General features: G+C 44.7%; 18 protein-coding genes and 1 pseudogene. 6 read left to right on the top strand and 13 right to left on the bottom strand.

Annotated features, from left to right (window positions below; genetic code table 11):
• Positions 1–175 precede the first annotated feature (175 nt).
• From IE070_RS16110 to IE070_RS16080, 7 genes are all read right to left on the bottom strand, one after another.
• Entirely contained in the window at positions 176–574 is a 399-nt protein-coding gene (locus tag IE070_RS16110) for a DUF1840 family protein (protein WP_189484210.1), read from the bottom strand.
• 194 nt (positions 575–768) lie between these two features.
• Entirely contained in the window at positions 769–1992 is a 1224-nt protein-coding gene (locus IE070_RS16105) for a methyl-accepting chemotaxis protein (RefSeq protein WP_189484209.1), read from the bottom strand.
• A gap of 156 nt (positions 1993–2148) precedes the next feature.
• Positions 2149–3183, bottom strand: a complete 1035-nt coding sequence (locus IE070_RS16100; protein ID WP_189484208.1) for a porin — start codon at positions 3181–3183, stop codon at positions 2149–2151.
• 132 nt (positions 3184–3315) lie between these two features.
• Positions 3316–3726: a DUF6691 family protein gene (locus IE070_RS16095; protein WP_189484207.1), complete on the bottom strand. Its 411-nt coding sequence runs from the start codon at positions 3724–3726 to the stop codon at positions 3316–3318.
• 9 nt (positions 3727–3735) lie between these two features.
• Positions 3736–4140: a YeeE/YedE family protein gene (locus IE070_RS16090; protein ID WP_189484206.1), complete on the bottom strand. Its 405-nt coding sequence runs from the start codon at positions 4138–4140 to the stop codon at positions 3736–3738.
• Positions 4141–4149: 9 nt separating this feature from the next.
• The gene (locus IE070_RS16085; RefSeq protein WP_189484205.1) at positions 4150–4551 is read right to left on the bottom strand and encodes a rhodanese-like domain-containing protein; all 402 of its coding nucleotides are present in this window, start codon (positions 4549–4551) and stop codon (positions 4150–4152) included.
• 21 nt (positions 4552–4572) lie between these two features.
• Positions 4573–5322 (bottom strand): sulfite exporter TauE/SafE family protein, encoded by a 750-nt coding sequence (locus IE070_RS16080; protein ID WP_189484204.1) that lies wholly within the window; start codon positions 5320–5322, stop codon positions 4573–4575.
• A gap of 110 nt (positions 5323–5432) precedes the next feature.
• Here IE070_RS16080 and IE070_RS16075 point away from each other — a divergent pair, with 110 nt between their 5' ends.
• The gene (locus IE070_RS16075) at positions 5433–6314 is read left to right on the top strand and encodes an MBL fold metallo-hydrolase (RefSeq protein ID WP_189484203.1); all 882 of its coding nucleotides are present in this window, start codon (positions 5433–5435) and stop codon (positions 6312–6314) included.
• 144 nt (positions 6315–6458) lie between these two features.
• Here the strand turns inward: IE070_RS16075 and IE070_RS16070 are convergent, their stop codons facing one another.
• Genes IE070_RS16070 through tsaA form a run of 3 tightly spaced genes read right to left on the bottom strand, consistent with a single transcriptional unit; the run spans position 6459 to position 9969 of the window.
• Positions 6459–8180, bottom strand: a complete 1722-nt coding sequence (locus IE070_RS16070; protein ID WP_189484202.1) for a proline--tRNA ligase — start codon at positions 8178–8180, stop codon at positions 6459–6461.
• Between the two features lie 51 nt (positions 8181–8231).
• Positions 8232–9290 carry a Kelch repeat-containing protein gene (locus IE070_RS16065; RefSeq protein ID WP_189484201.1) on the bottom strand — a complete coding sequence of 353 codons (1059 nt, stop codon included), beginning with the start codon at positions 9288–9290 and terminating at the stop codon, positions 8232–8234.
• Entirely contained in the window at positions 9262–9969 is a 708-nt protein-coding gene (tsaA, locus tag IE070_RS16060; protein WP_189484200.1) for a tRNA (N6-threonylcarbamoyladenosine(37)-N6)-methyltransferase TrmO, read from the bottom strand. The genes IE070_RS16065 and tsaA overlap by 29 nt, the downstream gene beginning before the upstream one ends.
• 221 nt (positions 9970–10190) lie before the next feature.
• Between tsaA and purU the strand changes: the two genes are divergently transcribed.
• Positions 10191–11024 carry a formyltetrahydrofolate deformylase gene (purU, locus tag IE070_RS16055; RefSeq protein WP_189484199.1) on the top strand — a complete coding sequence of 278 codons (834 nt, stop codon included), beginning with the start codon at positions 10191–10193 and terminating at the stop codon, positions 11022–11024.
• A 61-nt stretch (positions 11025–11085) separates the two neighbouring features.
• On the opposite strand, the gene can is transcribed toward purU, so the two are convergent.
• A complete protein-coding gene (gene can / locus IE070_RS16050) occupies positions 11086–11742 on the bottom strand; it encodes a carbonate dehydratase (RefSeq protein WP_189484198.1) in 657 nt (218 codons plus the stop codon).
• Positions 11743–12088: 346 nt separating this feature from the next.
• On the opposite strand from can, the gene IE070_RS16045 reads away from it, so the two are divergent.
• Positions 12089–12616, top strand: a complete 528-nt coding sequence (locus IE070_RS16045; protein ID WP_189484197.1) for an H-NS family histone-like protein — start codon at positions 12089–12091, stop codon at positions 12614–12616.
• A gap of 171 nt (positions 12617–12787) precedes the next feature.
• Here the strand turns inward: IE070_RS16045 and IE070_RS16040 are convergent, their stop codons facing one another.
• On the bottom strand, positions 12788–13540 hold the full coding sequence (locus IE070_RS16040; protein ID WP_189484196.1) for a YciK family oxidoreductase: 753 nt from the start codon (positions 13538–13540) through the stop codon (positions 12788–12790).
• A 224-nt stretch (positions 13541–13764) separates the two neighbouring features.
• Here IE070_RS16040 and IE070_RS16035 point away from each other — a divergent pair, with 224 nt between their 5' ends.
• Together IE070_RS16035 and sohB are read left to right on the top strand one after the other, a co-directional pair.
• Positions 13765–16149, top strand: a complete 2385-nt coding sequence (locus tag IE070_RS16035; RefSeq protein WP_189484195.1) for a VolA/Pla-1 family phospholipase — start codon at positions 13765–13767, stop codon at positions 16147–16149.
• Positions 16150–16244: 95 nt separating this feature from the next.
• Entirely contained in the window at positions 16245–17237 is a 993-nt protein-coding gene (gene sohB / locus IE070_RS16030) for a protease SohB (protein ID WP_189484194.1), read from the top strand.
• Between the two features lie 38 nt (positions 17238–17275).
• Here the strand turns inward: sohB and IE070_RS16025 are convergent, their stop codons facing one another.
• Entirely contained in the window at positions 17276–18616 is a 1341-nt protein-coding gene (locus IE070_RS16025) for a dicarboxylate/amino acid:cation symporter (protein ID WP_189484193.1), read from the bottom strand.
• A 194-nt stretch (positions 18617–18810) separates the two neighbouring features.
• On the opposite strand from IE070_RS16025, the pseudogene IE070_RS16020 reads away from it, so the two are divergent.
• Positions 18811–20351 (top strand): annotated as a pseudogene (locus IE070_RS16020) (hypothetical protein); the annotation flags it as partial.

Below are 20351 nucleotides of genomic sequence, written 5' to 3'. Positions count from 1 at the left end.
CGCTAGTTCAGTCGGTTACTCTCTATTAAGAACTCAGCCGGCCTATCACGCCCAAAACCATGCAGGTCGCGGGTTCTAGTCCCGACAGCGTAGCCACTTTGAGCCAGCCAAGTGCTGGTTTTTTGTTTTTGGCATGAGCGGTAATTCAGCCGGGTTGCTTTCTGTTAAATCAGCGTTATTGAATTTCCCACACTACAGGTTGTTCTTCTGTTAGGGCCGCCGCTAACAACATTAATAATGGATAGGCACGGCTTGAAATGCGTGGGCTTTCTTCCTCTGCCTGCTCTTCATTATCGCCTTGCGTTTCGTGTATTAATGCAGCAGCGCTGGCAGCGAGTTTTTTTTGTTCTTTTTCCAATGCGAGTTTAGTATCTAAGTCCAGACTTTTTGCTGTTAAAGCAGAATGGGCTGCAGCCAATGCGTCGACTGGGATAACGCCTGTCACTTTACTTAGCGATTGGATCCCCGATTCTGGTGCGCTAGACGCTATACAGCCCATGAGTTCTAGCATTAAGTGGCCATGTGAAGGTAAATAACTTAATGCACGACCATTTGGTGTGGTAAACCTAATCATAATTCACTCTGTTAAGATGATTGCTTTGTGGTATTAACATTAGCAGCTTTCTGTAAAAGGTACTGTTTAATCGGTGACAAGATTAGTGCGAAAGTTGTCGATGTAAGGGGGTTATTGATTCATAGCACGTTATGTACAATACCCAGCAACGACCAGCAACGACCAGCAACGATAAGTGCAAGCAGATACAGATCCTATCCAGAAGACGATTGTTTGGCAAAACGTTGTAATTGTGTTTGGGTGGCGGCCGTGCCAGCAAGCAAGCTGCGTGCTGCCTCATCAATGGCGGCCATTTGCTGATAAGCTTGGTTAGTCATCTGCTCTATTGCTGTTAGATTTATCTGAGTATCCTGATATTTATGCTCAAGTTTGGACACGCTGGTGTTGATATTTTTTACGTCACCTCGTGCGGTTAAAAGCGCTTGCTGTAATTGCAAAAATTCATCTGTAGTTTGGTTAACTTGAGTTCTAGCGTGTTGTGCTTGTCCCGTTAAACTGTCGGATTCTTTTTTAGTTTCGTTAACTAAGCGTTCCATATCATTTAAAAAGCCTGATATTTGTTTGGTTGCTTCATTGACTTTGGCTGCTAGCGTACGTACTTCATCGGCTACAACCGCAAAGCCTCTTCCAGCATCACCGGCTCGCGCTGCTTCAATAGCTGCATTTAAGGCTAATAAATTTGTTTGATCAGAAAAGCTTTCAACCATGACTAAGATCTGACGCACATTTTCGGCATTTTTTTGTAAGCCGTTAATGGTTGAACCAAAAGAATCCAATAGGGTTGCTATAGCAATTAATTGCGTTGTTAATTGTTGCATTTGCTCACTGGCAATTTTTGCTTTGTCCACAGCAACATGCGTAACAGTGCCCATTTTATCACTATGCTGAATGATATCAGCCAAAAATTCGACAACGTCGTGGCTGTCTTGCCGGATACGTGTGTTGCATTGTTCGGTATCGCGTAAATTAATTCGTGTACTTTTAACTGCACCAGACACCTGTTCATTAATTTCATGCGTTTTGCTGGCCTGTTGGTGCACATTGCCAAGGACATCACTTAATTGCGCAACAAAATGATTAAATTCCTCTGATAGGGTACGAAATTCGTCAAAGGTAAAGGCGGGTAAGCGCTGGGTTAAATCTGCCCCAGAGCGATTGCTTTCATGTAAGGTAGCTACCAGTGCTCGTACTGGACGGACGATAAGGTGACGTAAATACAGCCCTGTAAAGATAAAGGCAGCAGTTCCCATAATTAACAGTAACCACCAGAGCGAACGCGATCCCTCTACGGGATAAGCTAGATAGAGCGCGAGCGCAAAAAACACGCCGACAAAAAGCATATTACCTGCAATTTTTCGGTTGAGGGTATTAAAAAACGTTTGCTCGATAACGCGGTATAGGGTCGTGAATATTTCCATTACAACAAAGACCTCTTGCTATTAAGACCGTAATAGTATGAAGACCGTAATTATCACCAAGGCAACATTAACTGAGTTTTATGCGTTCGCCAATAATTATTGATCCGATAATCAAACACCCCCCCTATATTGTGATAGAGGGCGTTAAGGTAAGGCTCAGAATTTAAAAATTGTGCCTACTGAGAATGCAGCAGGATCGGCGCCGCGTTCAATTGACAAACGTTTACCATGGCCTGCCGCAGACACATTAAAATTGGCCGCATCTGCATTATTTGTAAAGGCGATAGCGGCATAAAAATTCAGTGATTTACTATAATCACGAGCAATCCCCAATGCCCACATAGTAGCATCCGACGCGGCCGCGTCGGCTTTATTAGCCCGATAATATTGTGCTGTAATTTGATAGTCTTGCAGTTTATAACTGGCGCCAGCACCCCAGGCAGTTCGATCACCGCCCGTGAAATTGTTGGTTTGCTGTATAAAGGCGGCAAGTTGCCAGTGGTCGTTTAGCGTGTAGCGGCTGCCCATGCGAATACCGCTTCTAGCAGCAACGGCATTGCCTTGGGCATTAGGTAATTGATTTTGTCGTTCGTAAGCCAGCATGATTAACAGGCCATTGGCGTTATATGAAATGGCGCTGCTGAGAGCATCGTCTTCATTTTCAACGGTGCTGCCGGTTGAATCGTTACTTGAGTAATGCAGCTCTGCCTGAAGATTATTAAATGCGGGTGTTTGATAATGTACGCCGTTTCTAAAACGTTTATCTAAATTAACGCCACCCCCAGAAACGATATTGCGGGCGTCACCCACTTTGTCACCAAAAAAATCGGTCCGCGAGCGTACTTTTTTCATCGGGGTATCAAAATAGCCAACACGCGCCATGCCAAAGTGGCCTTGTAAACCGACAAAGGTGTCTCTAGCATCAAAGTAGTCGCTGCTCGTATCACCTTCTTCAATGCGTACTAAGGCTTCAATTTGCGCGATTACACTTAGCGTATCATCAAGCCGATGTGTGATTTTCACTCCCACACGGCTTGAGTTACTGGATACATTTAAGCCACTTTCGTTTCCGTTATCTAATTGATCAATAGATAAATGTGCTTGGCCATAAAATTGTGTGTCTGTTGCACTGAATGCTACAACGGGTATAAAGGCGAGCAACAGACTCGCGGCAGCGTAACTGAATCGCATAAAACCCTCTTGCCGATAAAAAGATGTCCATGGTGTGGTGACATCTAGTATGGCATCGAAAACTGTGGCCGCATTGATCCACCGTAATTTTTTAGCGTTTTTTATAAAATTTCTTAAAGAAATACAATGCTTTTAGGCTAAAGGTACTTTTCGCGCAATAAACCAACCTATAATCATGGTTGCTACAAAGCCTATTGTGCCAATGCTACCCGTTGACAGTGCGGCTATGGCGGGGCCAGGACAGTAACCGATTAACCCCCACCCAATACCGAAAATAAGTGCACCTATTAGCAAAGGGCGATCTATTTTTTTTGTGGCGGGCACGTGAAAATCTGACGCAAAGAGCGGGGCTTTGTTACGCTTTATTATTGCAAAACCGCTAACATATACAGATAGTGCACCCACCATCACTAATGCCAAGCTAGGATCCCAATTACCAGAGAGATCCAAAAAACTGAGTACTTTAGCCGGATCGATCATGCCAGAAACCGTTATACCAATGGCTAACAAAATACCTGAGATAAACGCGATAAATAGAGACATAAAGGCTCCTTAATGAAATAGCGTGGCAATAACGATGCCTGCGCACATAAAGACTAGCGTGGCCACAATCGAACGTACTGAAAAACGCCCAATACCACAAATACCATGACCGGAAGTACAACCACTGCCCCAAGCCGTGCCCAAGCCCACCAATAAACCGGCAAGTAGTGTCGTGCTCGTCAGCTCGGGGGTGCTGTAATCTAAATCAGTAACGAACAGCGATAAGGTAATGGGGCCAGCAATTAGCCCAAGTAAAAAAGCGAGCCGCCAAGGCCGATCGTTGCGATTAAATAATGCTTGGCTCACTATCCCCGAGATCCCGGCAATTCGGCCCAGCCCCAGCATTAATATCAATGCGCCTAAACCAATTAACGCACCGCCAAACAACGCAGAAAAAGGCGTAAAATTTTCCATAGTGTTTCCTTACTGAATACTTGGTAATTGCGCATCAAGCCATGCTTGCATGCCACCTGCAACCGAATAGACTTGCGTAAAGCCCATGCGTTGTAATGATTCTGCGGCAAGCGCAGAACGCGCACCCGAGCGACAAATCAAATACAGCGGAGCTTGTGCTAATTGACTCAATGCAACCTCAGCCTCACAACCACTAGCGGCCACCGCTGGGTGGGTCGCTAACTGCATTTCAAGTACGCCGCGGGGATAATTAATAGCGCCTTGTATATGGTTTACGGCAAACTCAGCGGGCTCACGAACATCAATAAGCCGTGGCTCAGGGTGCTGCGCCATATACTCAACTAATTGTGTAATACTGATCTCGTTTATAACGGCTTTAGCTTCTGTCACGAGTTGCTGGGCAGTTTTCATACAAATTCTCCTAAACAAAAATTAAAGAACGGATTGGGTAAAGACAACAACAGCCATGATGATCAAAAAAACAGAGAATCCTTTTTGTAACAATTGTTTAGGTAGTTTCTGTCCTAGCCAATTACCCACAAAGGTGCCTAATAAACCGGCTATGATCATGATGGCAATAATTTGCCAAGCAAAGTTGAGCCCTGCGGCACTGAAGGTTAAATAATACTTGGTGAAGCCTGCAAACGATTTTAGCGCGATAATGCTCAGGCTGGTGGCAATTGCTTTGTTCATTGGCAATCCCCCCATTAATACCAGTGCCGGCACAATGAGAAAACCGCCGCCAACCCCCACAAAACCGGTAATCGCGCCCACCAGTAAACCGTCTACAATCACTTTAGTATGATTAAAAGGATATTGATTTGCGGTATTAGTTTGACGATTACGCCACATTAATACAGCAGCCACTACCATTAAAATAGCAAAGCAGAGTAATTGCCAGCGGCTATCTACCAAGGTACCTAACCAGGCACCGCCATACGTACCTAACATACCAGGTACACCAAACCACAGGACATGACGCCAACTAATTCGGCGCTGCCAGGCGTTTTGTACCGATCCTAGCAAGCTGATACCGGCCACAATCAAAAGTGATGAGGCGATAGCCATGTCTGCGGGCATCTTTAATAAATACAGTAATACCGGAACGGTGAGAATAGAGCCGCCAGAGCCAAATAGCCCTAAGCTTAAGCCGATAATCAATGCACCTAAAAGCGCAATCATGATGACCTCTATATAATTTTATAGAATAAGCTTATAACGTATTTGCATTCTAGGCGGCTTTTCGCTAAGCTGCAACTTAAATTTAGTATTATCTAATTTTGGGGGTAAGTATGTCGCAGCACGCTTTGCACATTGAGATGTTTTTTGATGCTGACAGCGCAACCTTTAGCTATGTTGTGGCGGATCCCTTAACCAAACAGGCCGCTATAATTGATCCTGTGCTCAATTATGTCGCTGCAGCTGGGCAGGTGAGCACGGAAGGCGCGGATAAACTGCTGCGCTTTTTAGAGGAACACGGCTGGCAATTACAGTGGATCCTCGAAACGCATGCGCATGCTGATCATCTCTCTGCGGCCTATTATTTAAAGCAAAAAACAGGAGCAACTCTCGCCATTGGCGAAGGGATCCGCAAAGTACAGCGAACGTTTAAAGCAATATTTAATATTGCAGATAGCGAGTTACAGGCTAACGGTGACTACTTTGATAAGCTGTTCAGTGATAATGAACATTTTACGATTGGTTCCGTGTCGGCCACGGTAATAAATACGCCCGGACATACGAATGATAGTGTAAGTTACTATATCGCTGGGCATTTATTTGTGGGCGATAGCCTATTTATGCCAGACGCGGGGACGGCTCGCTGTGATTTTCCAGGTGGCGATGCGCATATTTTATTTCGCTCCATCCAACGTATTTATCAATTGCCTGACGATACCGCAATTTATATGTGTCATGATTATCAGCCCAATGGGCGCGAGCTGAAATATAAAACCACAGTGCTGGAGCAAAAACACAGCAATATTCATGTTAATGCCAAGACTTGCGAGGCTGAATTTGTAGAAAAACGTGAAGCGCGTGATAAAACCTTGGCGGTACCGCGACTGATTTATCCTGCGGTGCAAGTTAATATTCGGGGTGGGCAATTGCCACACGCTGAGGCGAATGGCCAGCGTTATATTAAAATCCCTCTAAGCGTTAACAAAAATAACTGACGCTATACAATATTAATGTAGGTGGAATCATCGGGTACAGCAAAAATCGCTGTTATAGAAAGAGTAAAACGCGTAAAAAAGGCAGCCTTAGCTGCCTTCATACAGTGAGTCTGATGTGGCTACAATCCGCTTCGTTTTACTCAGTTAAGCTAAAAACCCTTTTACCGTTGCCACAACGCTGTCCAATGTTAGCAATTGTTTCTCTCCAGTACGGCGGTTTTTGTACTCCACTTCACGGTTATCTAGATTACGCTCACCAATTACAATGCTATGCGGGATGCCAATTAACTCCATATCTGCAAACATCACGCCCGGACGCTCTTTTCGATCATCTAATAAAACGTCAACACCCGCAGCCGTTAATTGTTGATATAGCAGCTCTGTCGCTTCTGCAACACGAACGGATTTTTGCATATTCATTGGGATCAGCGTGACTTGAAATGGCGCTATTGCATCTGGCCAAATAATGCCGTATTCATCATGGTTTTGTTCAATGGCTGCGGCGACAATACGCGATACGCCTACGCCGTAACAGCCCATGGTCATGATCTGATGCTTGCCTTCTTCGTTTAACACGCCCGCTTTTAACGCTTGTGAGTATTTTTCACCTAACTGAAAAATATGTCCCACTTCAATACCGCGTTTAATGACGAGCTTACCAAAGCCGCAGGGACTCGGATCGCCTTCGACAATATTTCGCAGATCAGCAACACGATAGGAACTGATATCCCGATCCCAGTTGACGCCCGTTACGTGATAACCATCTTTATTTGCACCTACAACAAAGTCTGCAAGATGCGCAGCGCTTCGATCAACAATAACGGGAATAGTGATGCCCAGAGGGCCTACCGATCCTGCGCCTGCGCCCAACAGCATCCGCAATTGTTCATCACTGGCAAATTGCAGTGGGCTAGCCACTTCAGGTAGTTTTTCTGCTTTTATTTCGTTTAATTCGTGATCGCCACGCAACACTAAAGCAACCAATGACGTAGGTTTGCCGTCTTCTTGTGCTGCAAGCACAAAAAGTGTTTTAGCAATTTGGGTTTCTGGGATATTTAAAAACGCTGCGACATCAGCAACAGAACCGACATTTGGCGTGGCGATTTCTGTTACAGGCAGAGTGGCCGCGGGGCGAGAGCCTGCTGGCGCAAGGGCTTCGGCCATTTCAATATTCGCGGCATAATCACTGGTATCGGAAAAGGCTATTGCATCTTCACCAGAGGATGCCAAAACATGGAATTCATGCGAAACACTGCCACCAATAGCACCTGTATCGGCGAGAACAGGACGATAATCTAACCCTAAACGATTAAAAATATTGCAATAAGCACGATACATTGCATCATAAGTTTGTTGTAACGAAGCTTGGCTCAAATGAAAGGAATAGGCATCTTTCATTAAGAATTCACGGGCACGCATTACGCCAAAACGTGGGCGGCGTTCGTCACGGAATTTGGTTTGAATTTGATATAAATTCAAGGGCAGTTGTTTATAACTGGTGATTTCTCGGCGTACTAAATCGGTGATGACTTCTTCGTGCGTGGGGCCTAATACAAAGTCACGTTTATGGCGATCAACAAAACGTAACAACTCTGCATCCATTTGCTCCCAGCGTCCGGATTCTTGCCATAATTCTGCCGGTTGCACCATGGGCATTAATACCTCTATGGCGCCAGCTTTATTCATTTCTTCGCGAACAATCTGCTCCACCTTACGCAGTACGCGCACCCCAGTTGGCAAATACGTATACAACCCCGACGACAGGCGGCGGATCATGCCGGCACGTAACATTAATTTATGGCTGATCACTTCGGCATCGGCCGGGGTTTCTTTCATCGTTGATAGTAAGTACTGACTGGTGCGCATGCTGTTCTCTGCAAAATGGGCTGAAAAATTGCCCGTATTCTAACAACCTAATTACTCCGGCAGAAGGTTAATCTGGTGTTTTATTGGCTTATTTGTCACTTCTTGCTGTTTTAACATGCCTCCTAAGCTGTAAAAATGCCCGTTAACTTCCACCACGCCCCGCACATCCATAACGGCCTCGGTGTCGGCAGCTTTTAACCAACGTTGTTGTAATGGCGCATATAACCACACTTCGGCAAGCGGCTCTGCCGTTTGCCCAGCATACCCTTTACCGTCTAGAGCATAAGGAGTATGGCTACCGCCAATAAAAGCAACCATTTCTTCACCATTAACAGTAACGGTGGTTGCTGCCATCCGATAGCGCGCTTCGCCAGTGGGATGCGAAATGGGTTGCCAAGCAATGCTGTTCGGTTGGCTTCCTAACTTACCTGCCCAACAGGCCGCGATACGATTTAATTCGCGCGCTTGATCTTTGGGATAGTCGACTGTGACGCCATCACACACCACAAGATGATTAGCGGCAATAGCGCCGGCTAAACCAAACACGGGGTTGCCAGGATAGGGGGTAGCTTGCGACCAGCGTTGAGTAAAATTATCAAACAGTTGTACTAAATTAACCGTACCGTGATCACTCCAGCCGCTGACTAAATAAATATAGCGATTTTGATAAGGAATGGCTGCGGCATGATCGACGGGGACGGGCATATCATTTAAGCGCGTATAGCGACGGGTAACCGGATCTAATCGGTAGCTGTCAGTGGCCGTTTGTACGCTGCCATCATTATTGACAAAGCGTCCGCCAAAAATAAAAAAGTTATTATTAAGCGCCACAGCGCTTGCACCAATTCGGCCCGCCAAGCGCTGTTGACTAGGCACGGCGGGTAAGCTGGTCCAGCCAAACTCACCCAAGGTATGTAGCCAAACCTTATTATGAATAGCGCCACTGTTTTTTGCTGGCCCCAGCCCTGTGGCAGACATAACATAGGTTTTGTCACGAATACTGGTACTGGCCACCGCATTGTTACTGACGGGCTCCGGTAGATCCGGCAAGGCCATCACGGCAGCACTGGTTGCCAGTAAGCTAAGGTAGCTGAATGATTTCAGTAACATGATTGTGTTCTCCGTCAACGATCCATTTAATATTAAAGTTATACAGGGTCATGCCGTATTGCTGCTCACCCTCCCGTTGCTTTTTATAAGGCGGCCTTGGATCCTGTTTTAACACCTTTTCAATCAGTATGCGCAGCTGCGGATAGCGCGTTTGTTGCTGGCAAAATAATGCAGCCGGCTCTGACATTGATACCGTCATTGCTGTATGTGGTGCGGCATCTGCAAAGCCTCCACTGGCAGCGGGTAAGGCATCAGAGTAGGGTAAATACGGTTTAATGTCCAAAATAGGTGTACCGTCTAACAAATCTAAACCGCTGATCTCTAATATAAGTCGGCCATTTTTGCGAGAGACACCCTCTAGTTTTACGACAGATAAGCCAATTGGATTAGGTCGGAATGTCGCCCGGGTAGCAAATACGCCTTTACGGGTATTTCCACCTAAGCGAGGTGGCCTAACCATGGGGGACCATCCTTTATCAGCGGTTTCATGAAAAACAAACACTACCCATAAATGACTGAATGCTTCTATGCCACGAACGATACTGTCATCAGCAAAGGGGGGCTCTAATACAAGCTGCCCCGTCGCTTCTGGGATTAATCCAGGTTGGCGCGGAATAGCAAACTTTTGCTTATAAGGCGATGCGACATAGCCAATAATATTAAATTGATAATGGTTCATTGTGATGTTTCGATCTGCCTTGTTTTAGCCGCTACACGAAGGATAAATCAGGTATTATGCAAGGCAACACTGTAAACAACAAGTAAAGATGGCTGCAGCACGCCCATAGGTATACAGCTTCAAGTTTAAGGTATTAAATTCAAATAGACGTCTAAATGTTTTTGACGCCAGATGGATAAGTTGTAACAATACTTCGAAGTGTAAACTAGAGAACGCGTTTAATGGCACACCGTATCTTATTAACAGAATGCCCTGATTCACAGGGCTTGATCGCGCAAATCACCAATATTTGCTACAAACATCAACTTAATATCATTCGAAATACCGAATATGTTGATCCAGGCACCGGTCAATTTTATATGCGAACCGAGCTTGAAGGTATTTTTAACGATAAAACGCTTTTACATGATTTAGATCGCGCATTACCTAAAGGCAGCCGACGCAGTTTATTAAATCGTAACGCGAAACGTGTGGTGATATTGGTCACTAAGGAAGCACACTGTCTCGGTGATATTTTAATGAAGGTGTATGATGGCTCCTTAACACTGGATATTGCTGCCATAGTCGGTAATTATCCGGCGCTAGCAGCCTTAGCGGAACGTTTTGCTATCCCGTATCATTTTATACCGCATCAAGGGCTAAGCCGAGTAGAGCACGAGCAGGCATTACAGCGTGTGATTGCTCCCTATCAGCCGGAATACGTAATTTTAGCTAAGTTTATGCGAATATTAACGGCAGACTTTGTTGCTGCGTACCGTAATCGAATTATTAATATTCATCATAGTTTTTTGCCCGCGTTTATTGGTGCGAATCCCTACCAGCAGGCCTTTGAACGCGGCGTTAAGATCATTGGCGCAACTGCCCATTTTGTGAATGAGCAATTGGATGAAGGGCCGATTATTCAACAAAAAGTGGCGGCGATAGATCACAGCTACAGCGCAGCGGATATGGAAAAGGCGGGGCGCGATGTTGAAAAAGCGGCATTAAGTGACGCGTTACAATTTATTACCGAAGATCGTGTATTTGTACATGGCAATAAAACGGTTATTTTGTAATCGTGTAAAAATAGGGCGCGTCGCCGATTAGTTGCGACGGCCACTTTTTGATAAAAACGTATTAATGCATGCCTTCATCTAGTTCATGCGGGTCCATGGCATAAATATCATCTATTTGATTAAGCGAAGAGTGACTTACCCGTAAGTCTTTGACGCGACCGTTACGCAAGCTGTAGACCCAACCATGCACGGCAAGCGGCTGTCCACGTTCCCACGCTTCTTGTACAAAACTGGTGTGACATAAATTACGCACTTGCTCCATCACATTTAATTCTATTAAGCGATTAACACGTTGATCTTCGTCCTCTAAGCTTTCAATTTCGTCGCGGTGCATAGCATAAACATCTTTAACATTGCGTAGCCAATTATCAACAAAACCAACCCGTTGCTTTAGTAAGGCAGCACGAACCCCACCACAGCCATAATGGCCAACAACCAAAATATGTTTCACCTTCAAAATATCAATGGCGTACTGTAATACCGACAAACAATTCATATCAGAATGCACCACGAGATTCGCTACATTTCTATGTACAAATAACTCGCCTGGCATTAAGCCAACAATTTCATTGGCGGGTACTCGGCTATCAGAGCAACCTATCCATAAATACTCTGGCGCTTGTTGTTCTGATAATTGTTTAAAAAATCCTGGCTGTTCCTGCTCAATCCGGTCGGCCCAGTTTTTATTATTGATAAAAAGATCTTTAAAATTTGGCATTAAATTATCCAGCTTATACAAAACACCCGACACGATAACGAATTTTTCATCATACACAACGCTGACCAGCAAACGTTATCACGCAATCGCTATTTTTTAGAAAATTTTTTGAAAACTGAGGGAATTCTAGCCAATTGTAGACCGAGCATTACTATTTGCTAAATTTCTAGCAAGACCAAAAATGAATAAATAGCGTAATATTTTTAAATAGTATTGAGCGTAAAGTTAATTATTAATCTATGCTGAATATTAGTTAAATATAGCCATTATTGTTTAAGTTCATATGCTTTAATTTTTTTATTTAATTAGCTATTATGTTGTGTGTAAATTATATAGGAGTTACTGAATGTCTCTGTTACTTGATAAGCGTGAATTAAAGAAAGCGGCAAAAGAGTTAACATTAGCGAAGTTAAATGACGTATTAGATACTCTTCAATCGGTGCTTGCTGAGCGTCAAAGTGAAATTGAAGCCATTAATGAAATTGAACGGTTTGCGCGTGAAAAAGGATTTACCTTAGAACAGTTAGGCTACAAGCAAATACAGGATACTCTTGCTGTAGAAGAGGAGATCAGTGTCAGCTCTGATAAGCGGCCTATAAAACCTAAATTTAAGACGTTAAACAAAGAAAGCCAGTATTTTTATGTTGAAGATGGCCAATTGCAGTTGTTGCGCACGCATACCATGAAAAAAGGACTACAAGCTCGTGGTATCGAGGTTGTGTCTGTTGATAAAGTAGATAAGAAATTTGCCAAGGACATTGATGCTTTGCTGGCTGACGCAACAGAGCAAGCAACCCTAAACTACAACAGTAAAGTGGTGCTATGGAATGCTTGGGCAGCGGTAAATGGCGGCGAAATTTTAGAAACCCGCTAAGTAAATCTGGTTGTATTGGGGTAATCGTACAAATATGATTAAGCGTTTGTCTAAAAATTACGTGCCCTGTGTAAAAGCGTAATACAGTGCAATCTTCCCAATAACCAAGTTGTCTATAAGTTTAAACCCGGCCAGATGTGCCGGGTTTTTTATAACATAAACGTAAAACGATTATTTAATCTGGGCATCTAAAGATTGCTTGGTAACACCGATACTGTCATCACTCATTAAATACAAATAAAGCCACATTAAATCGGCAGGCGTTTTCAGTGTTTGCGGATCTTCACCAGGATAAGCTTTTGCGCGCATGCTGGTGCGCGTTGCCCCTGGATTAATACAGTTAACGCGTACGCCGGTGTTGTCATATTCATCTGCGATGATCTGCATTAATCCTTCGGTCGCAAATTTTGAGACGGCATAAGGTCCCCAAAATGCCCGCCCTTTGCGCCCAACGCCTGATGATGTGAATACAATTGAGCTATGACCGGTTTGCTTCATTAATGGCAACACGGCTTGTGTAAGTAACATGGCACCCGTTACATTCACTTGCATAATATCGTGCCAGGTGGGGAGATCGATATGCTCAAACGGGGTTAACACGCCAAGCATGCCAGCATTATGTAACACCCCATCTAAACGACCAAACTCCGCCTTAATGGTTGCCGTCATATCCTGATAGTGTTTCTTAGTTGCACCTTTTAAATCTAAAGGCACAATAGCGGGTTCAGGGTAACCTGCAGCAACGATCTCATCGTAAACGGTCGTGAGTTTTTGCGTCGTTTTACCCAGTAAAATAACGGTAGCACCATATTCAGCATAGGTTAGTGCGGCAACTTTACCGATACCATCACCAGCGCCGGTAACTAAAATAACTTTATCTTTAAGCGCGCCTGCTGGCGCAGAATAATGTTGCTGTGCTTGCATTAGCTGTGATCCTGTCAGAAAAAACAGCGACAGCATACGCCGAAATGGCTTATTTTGCACCTTTCTTCACGATATCTGCGTTTTAACTCTAGCGATTTTTAAAACTTTGAGTTAAGTTTAACTGGTCGTAGCTGTTCTTAAGGGCGGCCACTCTTTTTAACAATAAGCAAAGTAAGGTTTTGCTTTGCAATAAAAAAATACCAGTGATGGACAGGGGAGAAAATATGAATAAGCTGGCAATAAGTCTTGCTGTTGCAGTTGCCTTAGGGTTAACCGGCTGCGGTGAGTCACTCGACGATATAAAACAAGACGCCGCTCAACCTGGCGGCACCGTCATACCAAGTGCACGCGTGGTGTTTGATCCCACTGCTGGCGCGGTATCCGTTCCAAATGATTTACTGTTTCAGGGCTCCACTGATGGCACCTTAACCCTCGACAGTGGTGCGGCGCCTGACTATACCAATCCGCAAGTAGCGCTTGGCGCGTTAGATGGTTGGTCTACGCAGAACCCATTTGCCATCGCCTTAAGTTTCCCTGCAGGCGTAAGTTTAAACATGGACTCTGCACGTGCCCCAGGTTCGGTGAGATTATTCAAAGCAGTAATGGGTGATCCGGCTTCGCCAGACGCGGATTGCCGTGCGCTTCCTCGTGGTATTGCGTGTAAAATCGTATCTGAACTGCAATACGGTGTCGATTTCGTCTCTGCAGGTTCGGGCACGAGCGTTGCTGTTATCCCGTTAAAACCTTTAGAGGCAGCGACTACCTATTTATTGGCGTTAACTAATGGCCTTAAAGATAGTACCGGAGCAGCCATAAAACCTTCGACCACATACGAGTTAGTGAAGCAAGATTTAGCCACTTTGCCATTAGCTACTGATGCGCAGCGTTCCTTACAGGCTGTTATCAATAGTTTCGAGAATACTATTGATCGTGATAGCAGTTTGCCAAAAGAGAGTATTATTTACAGCGCGGCAATTACCACACAATCTACTGGCGCAGTATTAGCTAATTTAAAACAATTAATGGCCTCACCTACGCCTACAGGGTATGCGCCTTCAGCATTAAATGTTCAAAACACTGGGTTAATGGTATCGCAGCTTAATCCTGCTTTTGCTTCACAACCGGCTTTTGCCATTACTCGCTTATACCAAGGTTCGCTCACGATCCCTTATTTCTTATCGCGGCCTACAGCAGAAAATGTCACAGCGCCACTTAACAGTCGTTGGACGGCACGTTGCGACAGTGGTGCTATTATTGCTGCTTTGCCCGCCAGCATGAAGCCCGCAACACCGGTATCTGAAAATGATGGTTTTTGTCAGCAGGTTAGCGGCGGGGCTTTACGTGATCTAGGTGTGGATGCAGCGCGACATTTAACTAAATTTAATACAATACCGCGAATCACGAGCTACCAAACGGTTGGCGTGCAAATGACCGTGCCGGATACACCCGCTATTCCAATGCCTGAAGCCGGTTGGCCGGTGGTGATTTTGCAACACGGTATTACCTCGCGTAAAGAAGATATGTTAGCGATCACTGGCGCCTTGGCGTCACAAGGTTTTGCAACGATTGCCATTGATCATCCTTTACACGGCAGCCGTGGTTTCACCCAAGAAACCGAAACGGGCACCTTAACCTTTAACGCCTCAACCAATTCTGCTACAGATTACATGAATTTAGGTAATCTTTTGGTGACTCGCGATAATTTACGCCAGAGTATTGCCGACATGTTGGCACTACGTTTTGCCTTAAACACAATAAATGGTGTAAGCATTGACAGAAGCCGAGTGCAATTCTTAGGGCATTCGTTAGGAGGTATAACGGGCGCAAGCATGGTGGCTTTAGCCAATACCTCTTCTGGCAACGCGATGCTTGATGCCGCATTTAAGGTAGAAACCAGTGTATTAGCCATGCCAGGCGGTGGTGTTGCTAACTTCCTATTAGATTCACCCAGCTTTGGTCCATTAATCAAGGCCAGCATTATGTTAGGTGCTGGTGGTGAATTGACCACTCAATTTGTTACTTACATTGCCACCAATACCAGTTGTGGTACTCCCACGGCCGCAACGGCCGCTACGTGGCCAGCTTGTGCTGCGCCAACAGTTAATCAGTACTTAGCCAGTTTGGCACAAACGGGTAATACGGCGCAGCAAGCCCGTATTAACGCTACGCTGACACAATTCGCGTTTGCTGCGCAAACTGTTACTGATAGTGGTGATCCAAATAACTATGCTCAACAATTAGTGGCAACCAGAACACCCACGTTTATGATTGAAGTGGTGGGAGATGGTGCGGATAATCTGCCTGACCAAGTTATCCCTAACGGGTTCTTTAATCCTTTAAATGCGTTGGCACAAGGTAGAATGGCGTTAGCGGGTACTGAGCCTTTGGCACGCTTGTTAGGCGCGGGTAGCGTCCCAGCGCAAGCACCAGGTGTGGTGTTAACAGGTAATGCCATTACACGGTTTAATGCAGGCGAGCATGGTTCAATTTTAAACCCAGCACGAAGCCCAGCCGCAACCGGTGAGATGCAGTTCCAAAGTGTCACGTTCTTCTTAAGTCGTGGTACACAAATTGGTATTCAAAACCCGGCGGTTATTGCGGGCAATTAAGATACTGATCGCGTAATCTCAACAGCCCGGTTGCTTCTGCGCCGGGCTGTTGCTTTTTAGGGTATTTTCACAACACGTTTCAAAGGAGAACCATTTTGGAGTTTATGTATGAATATGGCCTGTTTTTAGTTCAAGTGATAACCTTAGTGCTGGCTTTCGCCGCGATAGTGGTTATTGTAGCGGCGGCCAGTGTAAAAACACGTCAGCGCAAAGGGCAATTAGAGATCACAAATTTAAGTGAGCACTATCAAGATGTTCAAGCACTTATGCAGCAACAGGTGTTGGATAAAAAAGCCTATAAAAAATGGCAAAAACACCTCTCGGCTGGCGACACATCAGTTTCGTTACCTCGATTATTTGTTATCGACTTTGTGGGCGGTATTGATGCCAAAGAGGCCGATGCATTACGTGAAGAAGTATCGGCTATTTTGGCTATTGCCACACCCGACGATGAAGTGTTAGTGAGATTGGAAAGTGGCGGTGGGGTGGTGCATGGCTATGGTTTGGCCGCGTCACAATTAAATCGCGTCACCCAACATAAGATCCCGCTAACCATTGCAGTTGATAAAGTTGCGGCCAGTGGCGGTTATATGATGGCCTGTGTTGCTAATAAAATTTTAGCAGCGCCTTTTGCTATTGTGGGATCAATTGGTGTTATTGCCCAGCTGCCAAATTTCAATAAGCTACTTAAAAAACATGATATTGATTTTGAACAGTTTACTGCAGGTGAGTATAAGCGAACAGTCACTCTTTTTGGCGAGAACACCGACAAAGGTCGTGATAAGTTTCAACAAGAATTGGAAGAGACGCATCATTTATTCAAAGCGTTTGTCGCCAAGCAGCGCCCACAAGTCGATCTATCGCAAGTCGCAACCGGTGAGCATTGGTTTGGTTATCAAGCACTGACGTTGCAATTAGTGGATGAGCTAACAACCAGTGATGATTATTTGCATGGCGCTTTTGCCAATCGCAAGGTATTGCAGGTACGTTTTCAACTGAAAAAACGGTTAACTGAGCGTCTTGGTGCTGGAGGCGCGAGCGCATTAGCTACTTTTTGGCAGCGGTTGCAAAACAGACATTGGTTTTAATAAAAAACGGAGCTTAGCTCCGTTTTTATAAATTTAAACTACTGTTTTAAATGATGAAAGTCTATAGTCTCTTCTTTTTCACCAGCCCGAGGATTGTTATAAATATCGGCGTTAAATTCACCTTCGCTTTTCGCTACCACACAGGATACCATCGCATCGCCAGTAATATTAACTGCTGTTCTAGTCATATCAAGTAACCGATCTACCCCAATTATTAAGGCAATTCCTTCAACCGGCAAACCCACTTGCTGTAAAACCATGGCTAACATAATCAGGCCTACCCCCGGCACCCCAGCGGTACCAATTGACGCTAGCGTGGCGGTTAATATAACCATCAAAAAGTCGGTCAGCGTAAGATCAACACCAAAAACTTGAGCAATAAATACCGTGGCGACGCCTTGCATAATGGCTGTGCCATCCATGTTAATCGTTGCGCCTAAGGGCACAGTAAAGGAGCTGATACTATTATTCACGCCAAGTTTTTTATTCACTGTTTCCATGGTGACAGGTAAGGTGGCATTACTGCTCGAGGTGCTAAACGCAAATAACGCCGCATCACGCATTTTACGTAAGAATATAATTGGATTAAGCCCAGTTAGTATCTTAAGAATAGATGGGTAAACTGCTAAGCCATGGAACAGTAATACCGCTAAAACAACCAAGAAATATTTTAATAAGCTAGCAATGGTGCCATAACCCAGCGTGGTAAATAGCTTGGCCATTAAGAAAAATACTCCATATGGCGCCAAGTTCATCAAAAGCGTTACCAGCTTCATAATAACTTCGTTTAAATCGGTAAATAATGCCGCTACACGCTCGCCGGTTTTACCTGATAACGCGACTGCCAAACCAAAAAGTACCGCAAACACGATAATTTGCAGCATATTGCCTGAGGCCATCGATTGAATGGGATTACTGGGGAATATATTAATAAATACTTGAGCCAATGTGGGGGCTGCGCTTACGTCAAAGGTCGCATCGCTGCGCATTTCTACACCGTTACCTGGGCCTATAAATAAAGCCGCTGCAATGGCTACACTAATCGCTATGGCGGTAGTGATTAAATAGAGGCCAATAGATTTACCACCGAGCCGACCTAGTTTAGAGGTATCGGATAATGAGCAAGTACCACAGACCAAAGACACAAATACGAGGGGCACAACCAGCATTTTTAAGCTGGCAATAAATATTTCACCACCCACATGAAAAATGCCATCGACAAAAAACGCTTTTAATGGAATGGCTAAGCCCAAAATGGCAAGGTGACGCTCATCTGCGCCAGCCAAAAGCCATTGAAAGAAAAACCCCACCGCAATACCGGCGGTCATCCCTATTACAATACGTAAAGTAAGACTCAATTTTTTAGTTGATGTTGTCATAGTTATTGTGTTCAGAAAAGTCGCAAAACACTAAGGGTATCAGGTTGTGCGCTTTGAGGGCAGAGCAGTGATAATTTTTTTTTATTTAGCGGTGCCCGCTGGATAATTAATAGTTTAAGATACAGAATTAACAAAACTATATAAAAAGACGTGCTAGGGAGAGTTTCATGCTAAGCATCCGACAACTTTGGGTAGTGTTGGTTATCTTTGTATTATCAGCTTGCGGCGGTGGTGGTACATTAGAAAATGGTGGTAACAATGGAGGTGGTACTGGCGTTGTTGATACTTACACATTAACAATTGCGCTAAAAAATTCATCTGGACAGGACGTTCGTGCAGTTTCCACGGATGCTCCAGCAAGGCTTAGTGCGACACTCAGAAAAAATGGCCAGCCATTTGCAAATCAGCTTGTTAGATTTAATTTGTCTGGGAACGTAGGAGCATTTTCTCCAGTTGAAGGTACCGCTAGGACAAATGAAAATGGTGTAGCAGAGCTTACACTATTAGCGGGTGAGCGAGATGGCGCAGGACAAGTCTCAGCGAGTTTTGAAGTGTCTAGCTCTCAAGTTATAACATCCACGCCGTTTGTTTTTGATGCTACGGTTAAAGGTGGTATCACTGCCAATTTAGCTGTTTCACTTGTCAGACATGATGGAGAAGAGACTAGGCAAGTTTCTTATTTTTCCCCGGCAATCGCAGAAGCTATCCTAACTATTGACGGGCAGCCTGCCCCATTTCAATTGGTTACGTTTAATTTAGGCTCTTTGGGTGTATTAAGCCCATCAAATGGATCGGCAATGACCGATGAAAGTGGTGTAGCGCGAATAGATGTGTTAGCCGGTAGTGAAGCTGGTGCTGGGACAGTAGAAGCCAGTTATACAGCAACAGCAGACAGAGTTGTCTCTTCTAATTCATACGTTTTTACTACGGCGGGTGATACGCCTGTTCAAGGTGACAATACCGCATTTTCTATTAACCTATCCATGCGTAATAGCGCTGGCAATACAGTTAACCAGATTTCTCAAGCTCAACCTGTTTTTGTAACTGCGACCGTTCGAGATACTCTAGGTCAGCCAGTTGTAAATAAAGTGGTATCCTTTTCTACAACGCTTGGCAGGATATCGCCAGCATTTGGAACTGCTTTAACGAATGCACAAGGTGAAGCGGCTATTCAGCTTACAGCAGGAACTATCCAAGGTGCAGGCACATTAGAGGCTCGCTACGAAGGTAAAACGCAAACGATTGGTTTTGTTTCAGCGGGTGATGAAGTATTAAGTGCATTTACCCTAACGCTAGGGCTTAAAAATCAAGCAGGTGCTGACATTCGGCGTGTTTCTAGAACGCAACCAGGTAAAGCCTCTGCCACGCTCACACGAAACGGTGTTCCGGTTGCAAATCAACTAGTGACTTTCTCATTAAGCTCAGTAGTGGGTTCTTTATCACCACAGTCAGGTACTGCAAGAACAAATGAACAGGGTGTTGCTGAAATAAGCTTATTAGCAGCCGCTGTTGAAGGTGCTGGGCAATTAAATGCTGTGGTTAGTGTTAGTGGTGAAACTGTTCAGGCATTACCTTTTATATTTGATTCGTTAGGTGATGATCGGGTAGTAGCCAACATCACTTTAAGTTTGCTAGACGCAGCAGGTGCAACTGTGCGGAACGTAGCTTTTGCTACCCCACGTACTTTACAAGCCTTAGTGACCGAGAACGGGGTACCGGCACAGTTCCGCGTAGT

The sequence above is a fragment of the Alishewanella tabrizica genome, from assembly GCF_014652375.1.
Lineage (GTDB): Bacteria > Pseudomonadota > Gammaproteobacteria > Enterobacterales > Alteromonadaceae > Alishewanella > Alishewanella tabrizica.
Note: the sequence above shows the minus strand (reverse complement) of the source record. Positions and strands in the feature narration are given on the sequence as shown.

Coding starts and splice junctions, on each gene's coding strand:
- IE070_RS16070 (WP_189484202.1), bottom strand. CDS start 8,180: ATGCGCACCAGTCAGTACTTACTATCAACGATGAAAGAAACCCCGGCC.
- IE070_RS16085 (WP_189484205.1), bottom strand. CDS start 4,551: ATGAAAACTGCCCAGCAACTCGTGACAGAAGCTAAAGCCGTTATAAAC.
- IE070_RS16095 (WP_189484207.1), bottom strand. CDS start 3,726: ATGTCTCTATTTATCGCGTTTATCTCAGGTATTTTGTTAGCCATTGGT.
- IE070_RS16035 (WP_189484195.1), top strand. CDS start 13,765: ATGAATAAGCTGGCAATAAGTCTTGCTGTTGCAGTTGCCTTAGGGTTA.
- can (WP_189484198.1), bottom strand. CDS start 11,742: ATGCCAAATTTTAAAGATCTTTTTATCAATAATAAAAACTGGGCCGAC.
- IE070_RS16110 (WP_189484210.1), bottom strand. CDS start 574: ATGATTAGGTTTACCACACCAAATGGTCGTGCATTAAGTTATTTACCT.
- IE070_RS16080 (WP_189484204.1), bottom strand. CDS start 5,322: ATGATTGCGCTTTTAGGTGCATTGATTATCGGCTTAAGCTTAGGGCTA.
- IE070_RS16045 (WP_189484197.1), top strand. CDS start 12,089: ATGTCTCTGTTACTTGATAAGCGTGAATTAAAGAAAGCGGCAAAAGAG.
- IE070_RS16075 (WP_189484203.1), top strand. CDS start 5,433: ATGTCGCAGCACGCTTTGCACATTGAGATGTTTTTTGATGCTGACAGC.
- purU (WP_189484199.1), top strand. CDS start 10,191: ATGGCACACCGTATCTTATTAACAGAATGCCCTGATTCACAGGGCTTG.
- IE070_RS16040 (WP_189484196.1), bottom strand. CDS start 13,540: ATGCAAGCACAGCAACATTATTCTGCGCCAGCAGGCGCGCTTAAAGAT.
- IE070_RS16105 (WP_189484209.1), bottom strand. CDS start 1,992: ATGGAAATATTCACGACCCTATACCGCGTTATCGAGCAAACGTTTTTT.
- IE070_RS16100 (WP_189484208.1), bottom strand. CDS start 3,183: ATGCGATTCAGTTACGCTGCCGCGAGTCTGTTGCTCGCCTTTATACCC.
- IE070_RS16025 (WP_189484193.1), bottom strand. CDS start 18,616: ATGACAACATCAACTAAAAAATTGAGTCTTACTTTACGTATTGTAATA.
- IE070_RS16090 (WP_189484206.1), bottom strand. CDS start 4,140: ATGGAAAATTTTACGCCTTTTTCTGCGTTGTTTGGCGGTGCGTTAATT.
- tsaA (WP_189484200.1), bottom strand. CDS start 9,969: ATGAACCATTATCAATTTAATATTATTGGCTATGTCGCATCGCCTTAT.
- IE070_RS16065 (WP_189484201.1), bottom strand. CDS start 9,290: ATGTTACTGAAATCATTCAGCTACCTTAGCTTACTGGCAACCAGTGCT.